This is a genomic window from Acidimicrobiia bacterium (assembly GCA_035651955.1).
Classification (GTDB): domain Bacteria; phylum Actinomycetota; class Acidimicrobiia; order IMCC26256; family JAMXLJ01; genus JAMXLJ01.
Genome location: DASRES010000009.1, coordinates 1 through 16,932 on the forward strand (window position 1 = coordinate 1; position 16,932 = coordinate 16,932).

At 71.6% G+C, this 16,932-nt stretch carries 18 protein-coding genes; 12 read left to right on the top strand and 6 right to left on the bottom strand.

The features are described from left to right. The 7 genes from VFC33_02495 to VFC33_02525 form a co-directional block, all read left to right on the top strand. The coding region (locus VFC33_02495) for a hypothetical protein (GenBank protein HZR12098.1) at positions 1-271 on the top strand (271 nt) is incomplete at its 5' end. After that, on the top strand, positions 231-2,291 hold the full coding sequence (locus tag VFC33_02500) for a signal peptidase I (GenBank protein ID HZR12099.1): 2,061 nt from the start codon (positions 231-233) through the stop codon (positions 2,289-2,291). The genes VFC33_02495 and VFC33_02500, both read left to right, overlap by 41 nt. Before the next feature lie 47 nt (positions 2,292-2,338). Next, on the top strand, positions 2,339-2,992 hold the full coding sequence (locus VFC33_02505; GenBank protein ID HZR12100.1) for a hypothetical protein: 654 nt from the start codon (positions 2,339-2,341) through the stop codon (positions 2,990-2,992). A 46-nt stretch (positions 2,993-3,038) separates the two neighbouring features. Next, positions 3,039-3,347 (top strand): antibiotic biosynthesis monooxygenase, encoded by a 309-nt coding sequence (locus tag VFC33_02510; GenBank protein HZR12101.1) that lies wholly within the window; start codon positions 3,039-3,041, stop codon positions 3,345-3,347. Between the two features lie 217 nt (positions 3,348-3,564). Then, positions 3,565-5,325 (top strand): class I adenylate-forming enzyme family protein, encoded by a 1,761-nt coding sequence (locus VFC33_02515; GenBank protein ID HZR12102.1) that lies wholly within the window; start codon positions 3,565-3,567, stop codon positions 5,323-5,325. Between the two features lie 10 nt (positions 5,326-5,335). Then, positions 5,336-5,722, top strand: coding sequence for a hypothetical protein (locus tag VFC33_02520; GenBank protein ID HZR12103.1), 387 nt, complete (start codon positions 5,336-5,338; stop codon positions 5,720-5,722). Then, positions 5,722-6,807 (top strand): D-alanine--D-alanine ligase family protein, encoded by a 1,086-nt coding sequence (locus VFC33_02525; protein HZR12104.1) that lies wholly within the window; start codon positions 5,722-5,724, stop codon positions 6,805-6,807. Before VFC33_02520 ends, VFC33_02525 begins: the two co-directional genes overlap by 1 nt. A 25-nt stretch (positions 6,808-6,832) precedes the next feature. Here VFC33_02525 and VFC33_02530 read toward each other — a convergent pair whose 3' ends face one another. Continuing rightward, on the bottom strand, positions 6,833-7,135 hold the full coding sequence (locus VFC33_02530; GenBank protein ID HZR12105.1) for a hypothetical protein: 303 nt from the start codon (positions 7,133-7,135) through the stop codon (positions 6,833-6,835). Positions 7,136-7,152: 17 nt separating this feature from the next. After that, positions 7,153-7,590: a cupin domain-containing protein gene (locus VFC33_02535; GenBank protein ID HZR12106.1), complete on the bottom strand. Its 438-nt coding sequence runs from the start codon at positions 7,588-7,590 to the stop codon at positions 7,153-7,155. A gap of 133 nt (positions 7,591-7,723) precedes the next feature. On the opposite strand from VFC33_02535, the gene VFC33_02540 reads away from it, so the two are divergent. Continuing rightward, the gene (locus VFC33_02540) at positions 7,724-8,269 is read left to right on the top strand and encodes a sigma-70 family RNA polymerase sigma factor (protein HZR12107.1); all 546 of its coding nucleotides are present in this window, start codon (positions 7,724-7,726) and stop codon (positions 8,267-8,269) included. Next, positions 8,266-9,195, top strand: coding sequence for a maleylpyruvate isomerase family mycothiol-dependent enzyme (locus VFC33_02545; GenBank protein HZR12108.1), 930 nt, complete (start codon positions 8,266-8,268; stop codon positions 9,193-9,195). The genes VFC33_02540 and VFC33_02545 overlap by 4 nt, the downstream gene beginning before the upstream one ends. A 12-nt stretch (positions 9,196-9,207) precedes the next feature. Here the strand turns inward: VFC33_02545 and VFC33_02550 are convergent, their stop codons facing one another. Continuing rightward, a complete protein-coding gene (locus VFC33_02550) occupies positions 9,208-9,444 on the bottom strand; it encodes an Lrp/AsnC ligand binding domain-containing protein (GenBank protein ID HZR12109.1) in 237 nt (78 codons plus the stop codon). Between the two features lie 160 nt (positions 9,445-9,604). Between VFC33_02550 and VFC33_02555 the strand changes: the two genes are divergently transcribed. Beyond that, positions 9,605-10,603: a DUF559 domain-containing protein gene (locus VFC33_02555; GenBank protein HZR12110.1), complete on the top strand. Its 999-nt coding sequence runs from the start codon at positions 9,605-9,607 to the stop codon at positions 10,601-10,603. Between the two features lie 20 nt (positions 10,604-10,623). On the opposite strand, the gene VFC33_02560 is transcribed toward VFC33_02555, so the two are convergent. From VFC33_02560 to rpmB, 3 genes are all read right to left on the bottom strand, one after another. Continuing rightward, positions 10,624-12,429: a phosphoenolpyruvate carboxykinase (GTP) gene (locus VFC33_02560; GenBank protein ID HZR12111.1), complete on the bottom strand. Its 1,806-nt coding sequence runs from the start codon at positions 12,427-12,429 to the stop codon at positions 10,624-10,626. 117 nt (positions 12,430-12,546) lie between these two features. After that, positions 12,547-12,774 carry a cold-shock protein gene (locus VFC33_02565; protein HZR12112.1) on the bottom strand — a complete coding sequence of 76 codons (228 nt, stop codon included), beginning with the start codon at positions 12,772-12,774 and terminating at the stop codon, positions 12,547-12,549. A 17-nt stretch (positions 12,775-12,791) separates the two neighbouring features. Continuing rightward, positions 12,792-12,986, bottom strand: a complete 195-nt coding sequence (gene rpmB, locus VFC33_02570) for a 50S ribosomal protein L28 (protein ID HZR12113.1) — start codon at positions 12,984-12,986, stop codon at positions 12,792-12,794. Between the two features lie 100 nt (positions 12,987-13,086). On the opposite strand from rpmB, the gene VFC33_02575 reads away from it, so the two are divergent. Both VFC33_02575 and recG read left to right on the top strand, forming a co-directional pair. Continuing rightward, a complete protein-coding gene (locus tag VFC33_02575) occupies positions 13,087-14,742 on the top strand; it encodes a DAK2 domain-containing protein (GenBank protein ID HZR12114.1) in 1,656 nt (551 codons plus the stop codon). A 5-nt stretch (positions 14,743-14,747) separates the two neighbouring features. Next, on the top strand, positions 14,748-16,877 hold the full coding sequence (gene recG, locus VFC33_02580; protein HZR12115.1) for an ATP-dependent DNA helicase RecG: 2,130 nt from the start codon (positions 14,748-14,750) through the stop codon (positions 16,875-16,877). Positions 16,878-16,932 lie beyond the last annotated feature (55 nt).

Here is a 16,932-nt window from a genome sequence, read left to right on the forward strand (position 1 = left end):
GATGGTGATCGATCGGTGCTCGGTGGCGTGGACGGAGTCGGCGACCCCGTACACCTACACGTGCTCGGGGACGACGAGCTCGGTGGTGGCGAGTCGTGCGGTGATCGGTGCGGGGATCGCGTTGAGCAACCTGACGTTGACTGCGAACACCGACAACTACCTGCGCGTGACGTTGACCCTGCCGTCGACAGCGGGGAACACGTTCCAGAACCAGTCGTCGGTCATCAACTATGCGTTCACCGCAACGCAGCGCAACGGGCAGCCGGCGTAGGAGCGCGCATCGCGCGCTCGCGCACGCCCGGATCGCGTTCGCGGTCGTCACCGCGGCACTCGTCGCCGCGTGCTCGCTGTTCGCGGTCGCGATCGTCGCCGCGCACCTGACGGGACGCCGCCTGGTTCCCGTCCGGTCCGGTTCCATGGGCGCGGCGGTCCCGACCGGGTCGCTCGTCGTCGAGCAGCGAGTCCCGGTCCGCGACGTTCGTGTGGGAACGGTGATCCTGTTCCACGTCCCGGTGGCTGCTCGCGCGTCGGCTTCGTCCGCCCCGGCGTCCACGCCCGCGCGCCCTCTGGTCGTTCACCGGGTCGAGGGCGTGACGGGCCGCGGTCGCGCCCGGTCGTTCGTCACGAAGGGCGACGCCAACCCGGCGCCCGACCCGTGGCTCGTGCACCCCGCGGGGGACGACGTGTGGACGGCGCGTCACGTCGTCCCCGGGATGGGGCGCGTGTACCTGTTCCTCGCTCGACGCGACGTCGACGTCGTGCTCGTCCTGCTCGCCGCGGCTCCGCTCGTCGCCGCGCTGGCCGGCCGGGCGTGGCGCGACGCGTGGAACCGCGAGCGTCGCAGCCGCGCCGCACGCCGACGTGCGCGGGCGGTGCTCGTCCACCGGTTCGCGCGCGCGACGGCGACCAGCGCTGCGCTCGCCGTCGTCGTCGCGGCGCCGAGCGCGTTCGGGATGTTCACCGGCACCGCGACGGTCTCGGGCGTCACGTACGCGACCGGCGTGCTCGCCGCACCGTCGCCGCTGTCGTGTGCATGGGTCGGATCGAACGACGTCCGGCTGACGTGGACGAACACGTCTCCGACGTTCGCGCTCGGCTACGACGTGTCGCGCAGCAACACGAGCGGAAGTGGCTACGCGTTGCTCACGAGCACGTCGGGCGCGACGTCGACGACGACCGACGACACCAACCCCTCACCACCCACGCTCCGGTACTACACGGTGACCGCGACGCACAAGCCGAGCTCGTGGACCAGCCCGGCGTCGAACGAGGTCGCGACGACGGACTGCTCGGACGTCATCACGACGATCGCGGGCTCGACGTCGTCAGGCTTCTCGGGTGACGGAGGCCCCGCCACGAGCGCGAAGTTCAAGGCCCCGTCGGGAATCGCGTCCGACGCCGCCGGCGACGTGTACGTCGCCGACACCAGCAACAACCGGATTCGTCGCATCGACGCGACGACGGGCGTCGTGACGACGGTGGCGGGCGGTGGCGGATCGACGTCGTGCAGCTTCACGGGTGCCGCCACGTCGGTCGGGCTCGCGCGCCCGAGCGGTGTCGCGGTCGACTCGTCGGGCAACGTGTACATCGCCGACACGAACAACAACTGCGTGCGCAAGCTGTCCGGGAGCACGATCGCGCCGCTCGCGGGAGGGGGTTCGACGTCGACGTGCAACAGCAGCGGGCCGGCGACGAGCTACCTCCTGCGCCGACCGGCCGCGCTCGCGGTCGACGCATCCGGCACCGTCTACATCGCCGACGCGACCAACAACTGCGTGCGCAAGGTGACCGGCTCGACGATGGCGTTCGTCGCGGGCGGCGGCTCGTCGTCGACGTGCGGCTACTCGGGGGCCGCGACCGGTGTCGCGCTCAGCAACCCCACGGGCATCGCGGTCGACTCCGCCGGCAAGGTGTACGTCGCGGACACCGCGAACAACTGCGTCCGCGTGGTGTCCGGAGCGAACGTCGCGCAGGTCGCGGGAGGCGGTGGCACGAGCACGTGCAGCTTCTCGGGCTCGGCGTCGTCGGTCGCGCTCAGCGCACCGTCGGGCGTCGCCGTGGACGCGTCCGGCCGCGTCGTGATCGCCGACGCGTCGAACAACTGCGTCCGGCTCGTGAGCGGGGCCTCGGTGTCGCAGCTCGCGGGAACGGGGACGAACGGCTCGACCGGTGACAACGGCTACGACCGGGCTGCAGCCGTTGCCGCGCCCGTCGACCTCGCGGTGCTCTCCTCGGGCGACGTGGTGATCACGACGTCGAACGAGGTGCGCGAGATCGTCTCGCCCGCCTGACTTCGTTCGGAACCCTCATCCCCGGACCGGACCGGGCGATGAGAACCGTGTCGAGGACGGCGCGAGGAGCGGCTCCGCGCGAGACGGGTGACGCGCGCCCGGTCTCGGCGGCGCGCCGGATCGCGGAATGGGTCCTGCTCGGCTTCGCGGTGTGCAGTCTCGCGCTCGCGCTCGTCGGGACCCGGGCGGAGGAGGTGTTCGCGGGGAGCACACGCGCGACCGCGACTGCCTCGGGCATCTCGACGCTCGGCCCCGTCGCGGTGAACGCGCCGAACGACCGGCTCGGCACGGCGGCGCTCGATCTGGCTGCGGGCGACGCCGCAGAGCGCGTCGTCGACGTCACGAACACGGGCCGGCGCGCGCTGCAGGCCGTCACGTTGCGGACGGTCGCGTCACCGAGCTCGCACCTCGACACCGATCGCGTGAACGGGCTGCAGCTGGTGGTCGACCGCTGCAGCGTCCCGTGGACGGAGTCGGGCGGCCCGGACACCGGGACGCCGTACAGCTACACGTGCGGCGGGACGACGACGATCGTGCTCGGCTCCCGCCCCGTCGTGATCGCCGAGACGACGCTGCCCGGCCTCGCGCTCGGCCCGGGCGCGCACAACTACCTGCGCGTCACGCTCCGGCTCGCCGGCTCGGTACCGTCGCTCGAGGGACAGTTCTCGACGATCCACTACACGTTCCGCGCCGTGAGCTGATCTCCCGTCCCACGCGATCGACGCACGGCGTGTAGAACCTGCAGGTATGAGCGTCGTCAAGATCAATGCGATCACCGTGCCGCGTGAGCGCGCGGACGAGCTGGTCGAACGGTTCGCGGCCCGGGCCGGTGAGGTGTCGAAGATGCCGGGCTTCGAGGCGTTCGAGCTCCTGCGCCCGACCGACGATCGTGACGTCTTCCTCGTGTACACACGGTGGCGGTCCGAGGACGACTTCCAGGCCTGGCTGACCGGTCCCGCGTTCCAGCACGGGCACCGTGCCCACGCCACGCACGGCCCGGTCGGGACGGGGAGCGAGCTGTGGCAGTTCGACGTCGTCCAGCACGAAGAAGCCTGACCACTGCCACCTGTCGGAGCTGAGGTGCCGCCGTGGTCGGAGACCGGGCGGCGGTGCCGAAGCGACCACGGAACCTGTCGGAGCTGAGGTGCCGCCGTGGTCGGAGACCGGGCGGCGGTGCCGAGACGACCACGGAACCTGTCGGAGCTGAGGTGCCGCCGTGGTCGGAGACCGGGCGGCGGTGCCGAAGCGACCAAGGAACATAGGCTCGGGCGTCGTGACCGACGACGCCACGACGGACACCGACAGCGCGGCGCGCGCGCCCGACCCGCTCGAGCAGCTCACTGGCCCCGGCGGCGCGTTCGAGATCGTCACCGAGGACGTCTTGGGCGTGCCGCTGCAGGTCTACAAGTCGCGCATGCGCTCGGTGCGCGAGCTCGTGACCGCGGCCGGGGCGAGGACGGACGTCGACTTCCTCGTCCAGGGCGACGAGCGTCTCACGTACGGTGACCACAACGCGCGCGTGCGTGCGACCGCGGCGCGGTTGCAGGAGCTCGGCGTCGGGCCGGGCGACCGCGTGGCGCTGCTGTCCGCGAACACGATCGACTGGGTCGTGACGTTCTGGGCCGCCGCGGTGCTCGGCGCGGTGATCGTCCCGCTGAACGCGTGGTGGAAGGCGGAGGAGCTCGAGTTCGCGCTCGACGACTCCGGTTCGGTCGTGCTCGTCACGGACGCGCGCCGCTGGGACGTCGTGCGCGATGTCGTCGAACGCACGGACTCGGTCCGTCACGTCTTCGTGATGGACGGAGACGCCGCCGACGGGCGGGCCCGGCCCGCCTCCGAGCTGTTCCACGGCCCCGACCCGGGCGAGCTGCCGGACGTGCCGATCGCCGAGGACGACGTCCTCGCCATCATGTACACGTCGGGAACGACGGGGCGCCCGAAGGGCGCGACCGTCACGCACCGCCAGGCGCTCGCGAACCTGCAGAACATCTTCTGCAACGCGGTCGCGGACGCGATGCGCGGGAACGCGCCGCCCGAGCTCTCCGAGGACCGGGGTCAGAGCGCGACGCTGCTCGTCGTCCCGTTGTTCCACGTCACCGGCTGCCTCGCGACGATGGTCCTCGCGTACGCGACGGGCGCGAAGCTCGTGCTCATGGTCCCCGGTCGCTTCGACCCTGCGCGCGCGATGGAGGTCATCGAGCGCGAGCGCGTCACGGGCATCGGCGGCGTCCCGACGATCATGTGGCGGATCATCGAGTCCCCCGACTTCGCCGAGCACGACCTGTCGTCCGTGACGCGCATCAGCTACGGCGGTGCACCGGCCGCGCCCGAGCTCGTGCAGCGGATCAAGGAGGCGTTCCCACGCGTGCGGTCGACGTTGACGACCGCGTACGGGCTCACGGAGACGGCGTCCGTCGCGACGATCAACGGTGGCGACGACTACCTCTCGCACCCCGGGTCGGTGGGGCGCGCGGTCCCCACGGTCGAGCTGCGCATCGTCGACATGCACACCCACGAGGACGTGTCGACGGGCGAGACGGGCGAGGTCTGGATCAAGGGCCCGACGGTGATGATGCGCGGCTACTGGAACCGGCCGGACGCGACCGCGGAGATCCTGACGGACGGCTGGTTCCACAGCGGCGACATCGGCCGGCTCGACGACGACGGGTTCCTGTACCTGGTCGACCGGGCGAAGGACATGATCATCCGGGGCGGCGAGAACATCGCCTGCGTCGAGGTCGAGAACGTGCTGTTCGCGCACCCGGACGTCGTCGACGCGGCGGTCGTCGGCGTGCCGCACAAGGAGCTGGGCGAGGAGGTCATGGCCGTGGTGCAGCTCCGCCCCGGCGCGACCACGACGCCCGAGGAGCTGCGCGACTTCTGCCGACGGCGTCTCGCCGACTTCAAGGTTCCCGCGTACGTCGAGCTGCGCGACACGCCGCTGCCGCGCAACCCGGCCGGCAAGGTGCTGAAGAACCTGCTGCGCGGCGACGCGTCCCCGTTCGCCGAGACGTCGGACGACGCCGTCCTCTGACGCGCTTGCCGTGATCGACGCGCTGCTCGCATTCCACCGCAAGTGGGGCTACGTCGCGATCGGGCTCAACGCGATCGCCGGTGTGATCGCGCTCGTCGCGTGGAGGTGGCGTCGCTACCGCGGCCGCTGGGTGTGGATCGCGACGATCGTCGCCGAGGGCGCGATCCTCCTGCAGGTGATCATCGGCGCGATCGTCGTCGCGGCGCACAACCAGTACGCGACCGCAGGCGGGACGAAGTTCAAGCTCCACATGTTCTACGGGTTCCTCGTGTTCCTCACGATCGGCCTCGCGTACCAGTACCGCGACTCGATGCGCGGCCGTCACGAGATGTTCTACGGGCTCGTCGGGCTGTTCATCATGGGGCTCGGCATACGCGCGGTTTTGCAGGTCGTGTGATGGCGGCCCGGCGCACGCGGGTGCTGCTCCTCTACGGCGGCCGTTCGGCCGAGCACGACGTCTCGCGCGTGACGGCCGTCGCGGTCGCGCGCGCGCTCGACCCGACTCGCTACGACGTCGTGCCCATCGCGATCACGAAGGACGGTCGCTGGCTCCTTGCGGACGACGCGCGCCGTGCGATCCAGGCCGGTCCGGCGGCGCTGCCGGCGGCGTTCGACGTCGGCGGTGACGAGGTGCCGGCGACGTCCGTCGGTGGCGGCACCCGCGCCGCGGGCGCGCTCGACGTCGACGTCGTGATCCCGATGCTGCACGGGCCGTACGGCGAGGACGGGACGGTCCAGGGACTGCTCGAGCTGGCCGACCTCCCGTACGTCGGGTCGGGCGTGCTCGGCTCGGCGGTCGGCATGGACAAGGTGATGATGAAGCGAGCGTTCGTCGCATGCGGGCTCGCGACGGCGCGCTTCGTCCCCTTCCGCGACTCGCACGTCGACGACACGCTCGTGGCGCGCGTCGAGAGCGAGCTCGGGTACCCGTGCTTCGTGAAGCCCGCCAACATGGGTTCGTCCGTCGGCGTGTCGAAGGCACACGACCGCGCGCAGCTCCGTGCTGCGTTGGACGTCGCGCTCGCGTACGACGAGTGGGGCCTCGTCGAGGAGTTCGTCGACGGACGCGAGATCGAGGTCGGGATCCTCGGCGACGACCCGCCCGAGGCGTCCGAGGCGGGCGAGATCGTCCCCGGCGACGAGTTCTACAGCTACGCCGACAAGTACGAGACCGACGCCGCGCAGCTGATCGCGCCCGCCCCGATCACGGCGGAGCAGCGGGACGAGGTCCGCACGCTCGCGGTCCGCGCGTTCGAGGCGTGCCGGTGCGACGCGATGGCGCGCGTCGACTTCTTCCTCGAGGAGCGGCGCGGGTTCCTCGTCAACGAGCTCAACACGATTCCCGGCTTCACGCCCATCTCGCAGTACCCGCGGCTGTGGGAGCTGTCCGGCGTGCCGTATCCCAAGTTGCTCGACCGCCTCGTGGAGCTCGCGATCGAACGTCACGCCCGCCGCTCCGAGCGCGCCGGCAAGCAGCGCTGAGCGAGGCCTGTGAGCGGGGAAGCGGTCAGCTCCCTGGCGTGTGGTACGCGAGCAGCCGCACCCACGTCACCGCCGGTGCCGACGTCACGCCGCCCGCCGCGAGCGCAGCACCGAGCCGTTGGCTCATGAACGTCTCCTGGTCGGCGCGCGATGCCCACACCTCGCTGACGACGAACTTCCCGCCGTCCTCGGTGCCGGCGGCGTGCATCAGCAGACCGCGCGGCCAGTCGCCCGATCCGTTCGTCATGTCGATCCCGAGCTTCTCGTTGACGGCGTCGTACTCGCTCTTGCCGATGCCGGTGAACTCGAGGATGAGTGCCTCTGCCATGTCGTTCCCCCTGCTGATCAGAACAGCGGTGACGTGAGCCCGTTGCGCTTCGCGACCTCGACGATGCCGGGAAGGTTCTCGGGCGTCGGCGCGCCCGGCGCGTTCGCCGACATGTCGCGGAAGAACCGCGACGCGCCCGCTCCGGTCGTCGCCACGATGAAGCGCGCGGTCTCGGTCGCGATCTCGAAGCGGTGCACCGTGCCCGCCGGGACGATCGCCGACGTCCCGGGCTCGGCGATCGTCTGCTCGTCGCCGATCTCGACGAGCACGTTCCCCTCGAGCACGAGGTAGGTCTCGATCCACGGGTGCGCGTGCGGGGGCGGGCCCGACCCCGCGTCGCCCGTCACCTCGAACATCTCGAACGTGTCGCCGGAGTCCCGGCCCTCCACGAGGACCCGCACGCGGTCCCCGACCACGTGCAGCACGTCCGATTCGACGGCCGTGACGATGCCCATTCCCTGCCTCCTCGCTCCTGCCGGTTGACGGTGCAGTCGCGATCCAGTTCGTCGCGCCCGATGAATCCGGATCACCGGGCCGCGACGAATCACGGGCGTGTTGGTCGAGGAGATCGGGCGCTACATTGCCGGCGTGCAGGACCGGCTCCTCGCCGAGCGTCTGCGTGCCGGTGACGACAGCGCGCTCGCCGAGGTCTTCGACCGGCACGGAGCGTTCGTGTTGGGTCAGGCGCGACGCGTGACGGGCAGCACCGCCGCGGCCGAGGACGTCGTCCAGGAGGTGTTCACGGCGCTCTGGAGCCAGCCCGACCGCTACGACCCCGACCGGGCGTCGTTGCGGACCTTCCTCGGCGTGCTCGCACACCGGCGGGCCGTCGACGCCGTCCGCTCGTCGGCGCGACGCCAGGCACGCGAAGACGTGTTCGAGGCAGCCGGCGTGCCCGCGGAGTGGCGCGACGTCGCCGATGCGACCGCGGTCGCGGAGACCGTCCGGTGCGCGATCGAGCGCCTCCCGGAGGACCAGCGCCGCGCGATCGAGCTCGCGTTCTGGCACGGCATGACCCACCCCGAGGTGGCGGCCGCGCTGGAGATCCCCGAGGGGACCGTCAAGTCGCGGTTGCGACTCGCGCAGGCGAAGCTGCGGGACTGGCTCGGTCCCTTGACCTTGGAGACGGTGTGAGCGCGAACCCGTCCGCGACGGACCTCCTCACGGAGCTGCACTACGCGCTCGCCGAGGCGGACGCCCAGACGCCTGCCGGCGGGCTGCGCGACCGCGTCCTCGACGCCGCGACCGACGGACGTGCGCCCGGGTTCACGACCGACCCCGTCGACCGCGTCACGGGTGCGACCGCCTTCCGGCGCATGGGCGACCGGCTCGCCGCGCTGCTCGGCGAGCTCGACGACGACGAGTGGACGCGCCCGACCGTCCGGGACCTCGACGTCTCGGGCCTGGTCGGTCACCTGATCGGCGTCGAACGCGACTTCGCGGCGATGCTCCAGGGCGACATGTCGGTCGGCGACGCGGACCACGTCGAGGCGACACAGGCGACCGCGCTCGCGCAGGCGGGTCGGTCCCCGAGCGACACGCGCGACGACTGGACCACCACGTTCGCGCACACGCTGTCGCTGCTCGACGCTCGTGCCGATGCCGCGCGGGACGTGCGGTTCCACGGCATCGCCCTGCCGCTCGACGAGCTGCTCGTCGCGCGCGCGTTCGAGCTTTGGACCCACGACGAGGACGTGCGGCGGGCAACCGGTCGCGCCGTCGCCGACCCCGAGCCCGGGACGCTGACACGGATGACGGGTCTCGCGACCGGCCTGCTGCCGCTCGGCGTCGCGCTCGCGGGCAGCGATGCACCGGACGTGACCGCACGGCTCGTCCTGACGGGCGCCGGCGGGGGAACGTGGGACGTCGCGCTCCGCGGTGACGCGTCGCGCGCACGTCCGCGTGTGGCGTTCGCCTCGCGGGTCGTCGTCGACGCCGCCGCGTTCTGCCGGGTGGCGGCGAACCGCTCGGACCTGACGCGCTCCGGAGCGGTCGTCACCGACGACGTGCGCGTGGCCGAGTGGCTGTTCGCAGGCGCCGCCCGTCTCGCGCTCGACTGACTGCGAGCGTCGCTACAGCTGCACGACCGGGCAGGTGAGCGTGCGCGTGATGCCCTCGACGGCCTGGATCTGCGAGACGACCATCTTCCCGAGGTCGTCCATGGTGTTCGCCTCGGTCGACACGACGACGTCGTAGGGGCCGGTCACGTCGTCGGCCGCGACGACGCCGTCGAGGCGGCGCACCTCCGCGGCGACGTGCGCGGCGCGCCCGACCTCGGTCTGGATCAGCACGTACGCCCGGACTGTCATGCGACCTCCGATCCGCGCGGGTTGGCGCGGATCGTATGCGGTCGCCGCGACGCGCGCGCCGAGCCGGCCTTCGACGCTTCGATGAAGCGTGAGTCGGTCAGGGACCGACTCAGCGCTCGACGAAGCGTGAGTGACATACGCCCGCGCTTCGATGGGGCGCATGAGACCGCAGGAGGCATCCAACGCCCGGAGGACGCGCGACCGGGCGGCAGCTCGGCTCGCGGCCGTGCAGCACGGTGTGATCGGCGTCGCGCAGGCGCACCGGCTCGGCTTCGACGCCGACGCGATCGCGGCCCGGGTCCGGAACGGACGCTGGGACCGGGTCCTGCCCCGCGTGTACCGGATCGCGGGAGCGCCCGAACGGGGACGGCAGGCCGCGATGGCCGCGACGCTGTGGGCCGGCGACGGCGCGGTGGTTTCCCACGAGGCCGCCGCGGTCCTGTGGCGACTCGACGGTGTCGGGACGACGCGGGTCCACGTCACCGTTCCCGAAGGACGATCGCCGCGGCACGAGTCGATCGTCGTGCATCGCGCCAGGACGCTGCCGGCGGTGGACCGCGACGTCGTGCACGGCGTTCCGACGACGAGCGCGGCACGGACGTTGATCGATCTCGCCGGTGCGGTCGACTCGAGCGCGCTCGAGCGCGCGCTGGAATCCGCGTTGCGAGCGAGGCTCACCAAGTCTGCGTTCGTCGCGTGGCGTCTCGACGACCTCGGTGGAACAGGTCGGCCCGGCACGCCCACGTTGCGCCGGCTGCTGGAGGAACGGGGCCGCGGTGCGGAGCCGCTGGAATCCGCGCTCGAGGCCGCCGTGTGGCGCGTTCTCGTCGCGAGCGATCTCCCGCGTCCGGTACGGCAGCACCCGGTGTGCGTCGGCGGTGCGACGTTTCGTCTGGACTTCGCGTGGCCTGACAGCCAGGTCGCGCTCGAGGCCGACGGGTACCTGTTCCACGCGGGGCGTCGCGCGTTCGTCGACGACCGGGCCCGTGCCGCGCGGCTGGTGGCGGCGGGATGGCGGATCGTCCCCGTGACGTGGGATCAGGTCCGCGACGCGCCCGACGAACTGGTCGCCAGCGTCCATTCCGCCATCGCGCACGCTTCGATGAAGCGTGAGTCGGTCACGGACCGACTCAGCGCTCGACGAAGCGTGACTGGGTGACGTGACGCCGCGCGCGGCGCTCAGCCCAACCGGCGCTTCAGCTCGCCGAGCTCGTCGCGCATCGCCTCGGGGAGCTTCGCCCCGAACGAGTCGAAGTGCTGCTCGAGGCGTGGCAGCTGCTCGCGCCACTCCTCGGGGTCGACGGTCAGCGCCTCGGCGACGGCGTCGTGCGAGACGTCGAGCCCACTCAGGTCGAGGTCCTCGACGCGCGGCACGTTGCCGATCGGTGTCTCCTGTGCACCGGCGGTTCCCTCGACGCGGTCGAAGATCCACGCGAGGACGCGTGAGTTCTCGCCATAGCCGGGCCAGAGGAAGTTGCCGTCGTCATCGCGGCGGAACCAGTTCACGCCGTAGACGCGCGGCAGCTTCGACTCGTCCGTCCGTTCCGTCATCGACAGCCAGTGACCGAAGTAGTCGGCCATGTGGTAGCCGCAGAACGGCAGCATCGCGAACGGGTCGAAGCGGAGCTCGCCGACCTTGCCGACCGCGGCCGCGGTCCGCTCCGATCCCATCGACGCGCCGATGAACACGCCGTGCTTCCAGTCGCGTGACTCGTACACGAGCGGCACGGTCGTACGGCGACGGCCGCCGAACAGGATCGCCGAGATCGGGACGCCCTTCGGGTCCTCCCACTCGGGCGCGATCACGGGGCACTGCGACGCGGGCGAGCAGAACCGAGAGTTCGGGTGCGCGGCCGGCGTGTCGCGCTCGGGCGTCCACTCGTTGCGCTGCCAGTCGGTGCAGTGCGCGGGCGGCTCCTCGGTCATGCCCTCCCACCACACGTCACGGTCGTCCGTGAGCGCGGTGTTCGTGAAGATCGTGTTCTCCCGCACGCCGAGCATCGCGTTCGGGTTCGTCTCCATGTTCGTTCCCGGCGCGACACCGAAGAACCCGAACTCAGGGTTGATGGCGTGCAGGCGGCCGTCCTCGCCGAACTTCATCCACGCGATGTCGTCGCCGATCGTCTCGACCTTCCAGCCCGGGAGCGTGGGTACGAGCATCGCGAGGTTCGTCTTGCCGCACGCCGACGGGAACGCGGCGGTGATGTAGCGGGTGACGCCCTTCGGGTTCGTCAGCTTCAGCACGAGCATGTGCTCGGCGAGCCAACCCTCGTCGCGCGCGATCACGGATGCGATGCGCAGCGCGAAGCACTTCTTGCCGAGCAGCGCGTTGCCGCCGTACCCCGAGCCGAACGACATGATCTCGCGTGTCTCGGGGAAGTGGACGATGTACTTCTCGTCCGGGTTGCACGGCCACGGCACGTCCTGCTCCCCGGGCGCGAGCGGCGCGCCGACGGAGTGCAGACAGGGGACGAACTCGCCGTCGTCGCCGAGCACGTCGAGCGCGGCCTGGCCCATGCGGGTCATCGTCCGCATGCTGACGGCGACGTACGGGGAGTCGGTGATCTCGACGCCGATGTAGGACAGCGGCGACCCGAGCGGGCCCATGCTGAACGGGACGACGTACATCGTGCGGCCGCGCATCGACCCGCGGAACAGCTCCTGCAGCTTGGCGCGCATCTCCTTCGGGTCGACCCAGTTGTTCGTCGGGCCCGCGTCCTCCTGGCGCTCGGAGCAGATGAACGTGCGGCCCTCGACGCGCGCGACGTCGCTCGGGTCGGACGCGGCCCAGTACGAGCCGGGGCGCTTGGCCGGGTCGAGCTCGACGAACGTCCCCGCCTCGACGAGCTGCGCGTACAGCTGGTCACGCTCCCGCTCGGAACCGTCGCACCAGTGGATCGACTCCGGCTGGCACAGCTCGGCGACCTCGTCCACCCACTGCCGCAGCCTCCGGTTCCCAGTGGTGACGTTGGTCGTCGATGTCACGGCGTGCTCCTTTGCCGAGCCGGGGACCCCCGGGAGACGAGCCCGGAGACCGAAAAGTCTAGGACCGGTAAGGAACACGTACCCAAACGGAGCGACCGGTACGGCCGCTCGCGGTGATCAGACCCGCGCGGTCGGGAGCCCCATGTCGGGCTCGGAGCCGAGGCGCACGTGCGTTGCCCGGCCGTCGTCGTCGAGGTCGAAGACGACCCGCTGACCCTGGCGCAGGAACCGCAGGACCGATCCGTCGAGCGCGCCGGGCGCGAGGAGCAGGTCGGCGCGGTCCGTGTCCCGGACGACGACGCCCTCGCCGGTCGCCGGGTCGTACGCGCGGACGACGCCCTGCACGACCGCGTCTCGCGCCGTCAGCGAGCGGGCTTCTGCACCTTGCCGGACTTCAGGCACGCGGTGCAGACGTGGATCCGCCGCGGCGCGCCGTCGACGATGGCGCGCACGCGCTGCACGTTCGGGTTCCAGCGGCGCTTCGTGCGACGGTGCGAGTGGCTGAGGCGCATGCCGAAGCGCGGGCTCTTGCCGCACACGTCGCAGACGGAAGCCATGACCGAACACCTCGTGAGGGATCCCGGGGAACCGCTCAACGCTAGCAGGCCTCACCCGGTGGGCGATTCGTGCTGCAGGTCACGGCGGTACGCTCGACCCATGACGCGACCGGAGACCGCGCTTGCACGGCTCGGCGCCGGCGACCTGCGCACCGTCGTGACCCGCTTCCGTGACGCGTTGCGCGCGCACCAGGACGAGCTGAACCGCCTCAACGTCTACCCGGTGCCCGACGGCGACACCGGTACGAACATGGCGCTGACGCTCGAGTCGGTCACGAACGAGATCGGGACCGCGGACACGATGTCCGAGGTCTGCCACGCGATCGCGCACGGCTCGCTCATGGGCGCGCGGGGGAACTCGGGCGTGATCCTGTCGCAGATCCTGCGCGGTCTCGCCGACACGTTCCGCGATCTCGACGCGGTCGACGCCGGCGCGCTGGTGACCGGGTTCCGCCACGCGTCGGACGCCGCGTACCAGGCCGTCATGCGACCGGTCGAGGGCACGATCCTCACCGTCGTGCGCAGCGTCGCCGAGGCCGCCGCGGCCGCCCACGACGACGGCGCCGGCGACCTCGTCCCGCTGCTCGACCGGTGCGCGACCGCGGCGCGCGACGCCGTCGCCCGCACGCCCGACCTGCTGCCCGTCCTGAAGAGCGCGGGCGTGGTCGACGCCGGTGGGCGCGGCTTCACGCTGCTCCTCGACGCGCTCCTCGAGGTGACCGACGGCCGGCCGATCCCCGAGCCCGAGGTCGTGCACACGCCGCCCGCGGTCGAGGCGCACCTGCGCGGCGACGACGTGTCGTCGTTGCGGTACGAGGTGATGTACCTGCTCGAGGCCGCCGACGAGACGGTTCCCGCGTTCAAGGACGCGTGGGGCGCGATCGGCGACTCGATCGTCGTCGTCGGCGGGGACGGGATGTGGAACTGCCACGTCCACACGAACGACATCGGCGCCGCGATCGAGGCGGGCATCGAGGCCGGGCGTCCGTGCCGGATCCGCGTCACCGACCTGCACGAGCAGGTGGAGGAGGAGTCGTGGGTGCGCGAGCACGCGCATGATGGCGAGGGCGCGGTCGCGCACTCCTTCGCTCCCGAGGAGGTCACGACCGCGGTCGTCGCGGTCGCGGTCGGCGAAGGTGTGCGCCGGTTGTACTCGAGCCTCGGCGTGCAGGCGGTCGTCGCCGGCGGGCAGTCGATGAACCCGTCGACGCAGCAGATCCTCGACGCCGTCGAATCCGTCGCGGCGCGCAGCGTCGTCATCCTGCCGAACAACAAGAACATCGTCCCCGTCGCTCGGCAGGTCGCGGAGATCACGGAGCGCGAGGTCGCGGTCGTGCCGACGTCGTCCGTCGTCGAAGGGCTCGCGCTACTCGTCTGCTACGACGGCGCCGCGCCGCTCGACACGAACGTCAAGGCGATGGAGCAGACGCTCGAGCGCGTGCGCTCGGGCGAGGTCACGCAGGCCGTACGGGACGGCAGCTCCGACGCGGGCGCGATCAGTGCGGGCGACTGGATCGCGCTCGACCGCGACGGCATCCGCGCCGTCGCGCACTCCCCGGTGGAGGCCGTCGTCGCACTGCTCGACAACCTCGTCGACGACGACAGCGAGCTGGTCACGGTGCTGTGCGGCGCAGACGCGCGTCAGGCGGACGCGTCGCGCATCGAGCAGCATCTCGCGCTCGCGCACCCCCACGTCGAGGTCGAGTTCCACCAGGGCGATCAACCGCTGTACCCGTACCTCGTCGGCGTGGAGTAGCGCGCTTGCGCACACTGCGGGACCTCGCGCATCTGCCGCTGTCCGACGTCGGGATCCGGGAGCGGCTGCGCGAGCGGCTGGCGATCATGGAGATCGAGACCGCGCTCGACCTCCTGACGCACTACCCGCGCCGCTATCACGACCGGACGAACCAGTCGGAGATCGCGGCGCTGCAGGAGGGCGAGGAGGCGACGGTGTTCGCGGAGGTGCGTCGGATCTCGTCGCGCCGGACGCGCAACCGCCGGGCGATCGTCGAGGCCGCGATCACCGACGGCACGTCGTCGCTCAACGTGACGTTCTTCAACCAGCCGTGGCGCGAGAAGCAGCTGCCGGTCGGGACGGAGGCCGCGTTCTTCGGGAAGGTCGAGCTGTACCGCGGCCGCCGCCAGCTGACGAACCCCGTCGTCGACGTGCTCGGACGCGAGGGCGAGAACACGGCGACGGTCGTGCCCGTCTACCCGCAGTCCGGCAAGGCCGAGGTGTTCACGTGGCAGCTGCGCGACGCGGTGCGTCGCACGCTCGACGCCGTCGGCGAGATCGCCGAGCCGTTGCCGAGCTCGGTGCGCACCGAGCTGAAGCTGCGCGACCGCGACTGGTCGTACCGGCAGGTCCACCAACCGGACAGCACGGAGACCGCCCGGCAGGCACAGCGCCGGTTGCGGTTCGACGAGTTCCTGCGCATGCAGCTGGGCTTGGTGGCGCGCAAGCGCGCGCTCGACGCGGAGCAGTCGGGGATCCGGCACGACGTCGACGGGCCGTTGGTGACGCGCTTCCTCGACTCCCTGCCGTTCGCGTTGACGCGCGACCAACGGCGCGCGATCGACGAGATCCGCGCCGACATGGCGGGGGCGTCGCCGATGCACCGGCTGCTGCAGGGTGACGTCGGGTCGGGCAAGACCGTCGTCGCGCTCGCCGCGCTCCTCGCCGGCGTGCAGGGCGGCTACCAGGGCGCGCTGATGGCGCCGACCGAGGTGCTCGCGGAGCAGCACCACGCGGTCGTGTCGCGCCTGCTCGACGGGCTGACCGTCGGCGACGACGCGACGCTCACGGGCGACCGCCCCGTGACGGCCGCGTTGCTCACGAACCGCACGGGCGCGGCGGAGCGGCGGCGACTCGCCGACGGGCTCGCAGACGGCTCCGTCGACATCGTCGTCGGCACGCACGCGCTGATCTACGGCGACCTCCCGTTCGCGCGCCTCGGGATCGCGGTGATCGACGAGCAGCACCGGTTCGGCGTCGAGCAGCGCGCGCTGCTGCGCGATCTCGGGCGCGACGGTCGTGACGGCGCGACGCCCGACGTGCTGGTGATGACGGCGACGCCGATCCCGCGCACGGCCGCGATGCTCGTCTACGGCGACCTCGACAAGTCCGAGCTGCGCGAGATGCCGCCGGGACGCACACCGATCGACACGACCGTCGTCGGGCCGAACCCGCTCGAGCGCGCGGCCGCGTACGAACGGCTGCGCGAGGAGGTCGCCCAGGGAAGGCAGGCGTACGTCGTGTGTCCGCTCGTCGAGGGGTCACCCAGGACGCAGGCGAAGGCCGCCAGCGAGGAGCTCGAACGGCTCGCGGCGGAGGACCTGCACGGGCTGCGGCTCGGTCTGCTGCACGGGCAGCTCCCCGCGAAGGAGAAGGCGGCCGCAATGGCCGCGTTCCGCGACGGCGAGGTCGACGTGCTCGTGGCCACGACCGTCATCGAGGTCGGTGTCGACGTGCCGAACGCGACCGTGATGATCATCGAGGACGCCGACCGCTTCGGGCTCTCGCAGCTCCACCAGCTCCGGGGCCGCGTCGGGCGCGGCGGAGGGAGGTCGTGGTGCTTCCTGTTCGCCGACCCGACCACCAAGGACTCCGAGGCCCGCATGGCCGCGATGGCGGAGTCGACCGACGGCTTCCTGCTCGCCGAGCGCGACCTCGAGATCCGCGGCGCCGGCGAGGTGTTCGGCGAGCGTCAGGCCGGGCTCGGGGATCTCAAGCTCGGGCGCATCCCGCGCGACGTCAAGTACGTGGAGGCGGCGCGCGCCGTCGCGGAGCGTCTCCTCGACGAGGACCCCACGCTCGCCCGCAACCGCCAGCTCGCGGAAGAGGTCGAGGACCTGCTCGGCGACGACGTCGAGTTCCTCTTCAAGAGCTGAGCAGCGGCGAGCCGTCGCCGTTCTGTGAAGCGTCAGGCCCACATGCTGTGCATGA

Coding starts and splice junctions, on each gene's coding strand:
- VFC33_02500 (HZR12099.1), top strand. CDS start 231: ATGCGTTCACCGCAACGCAGCGCAACGGGCAGCCGGCGTAGGAGCGCG.
- VFC33_02510 (HZR12101.1), top strand. CDS start 3,039: ATGAGCGTCGTCAAGATCAATGCGATCACCGTGCCGCGTGAGCGCGCG.
- VFC33_02525 (HZR12104.1), top strand. CDS start 5,722: ATGGCGGCCCGGCGCACGCGGGTGCTGCTCCTCTACGGCGGCCGTTCG.
- VFC33_02530 (HZR12105.1), bottom strand. CDS start 7,135: ATGGCAGAGGCACTCATCCTCGAGTTCACCGGCATCGGCAAGAGCGAG.
- VFC33_02535 (HZR12106.1), bottom strand. CDS start 7,590: ATGGGCATCGTCACGGCCGTCGAATCGGACGTGCTGCACGTGGTCGGG.
- VFC33_02550 (HZR12109.1), bottom strand. CDS start 9,444: ATGACAGTCCGGGCGTACGTGCTGATCCAGACCGAGGTCGGGCGCGCC.
- VFC33_02555 (HZR12110.1), top strand. CDS start 9,605: ATGAGACCGCAGGAGGCATCCAACGCCCGGAGGACGCGCGACCGGGCG.
- rpmB (HZR12113.1), bottom strand. CDS start 12,986: ATGGCTTCCGTCTGCGACGTGTGCGGCAAGAGCCCGCGCTTCGGCATG.
- VFC33_02575 (HZR12114.1), top strand. CDS start 13,087: ATGACGCGACCGGAGACCGCGCTTGCACGGCTCGGCGCCGGCGACCTG.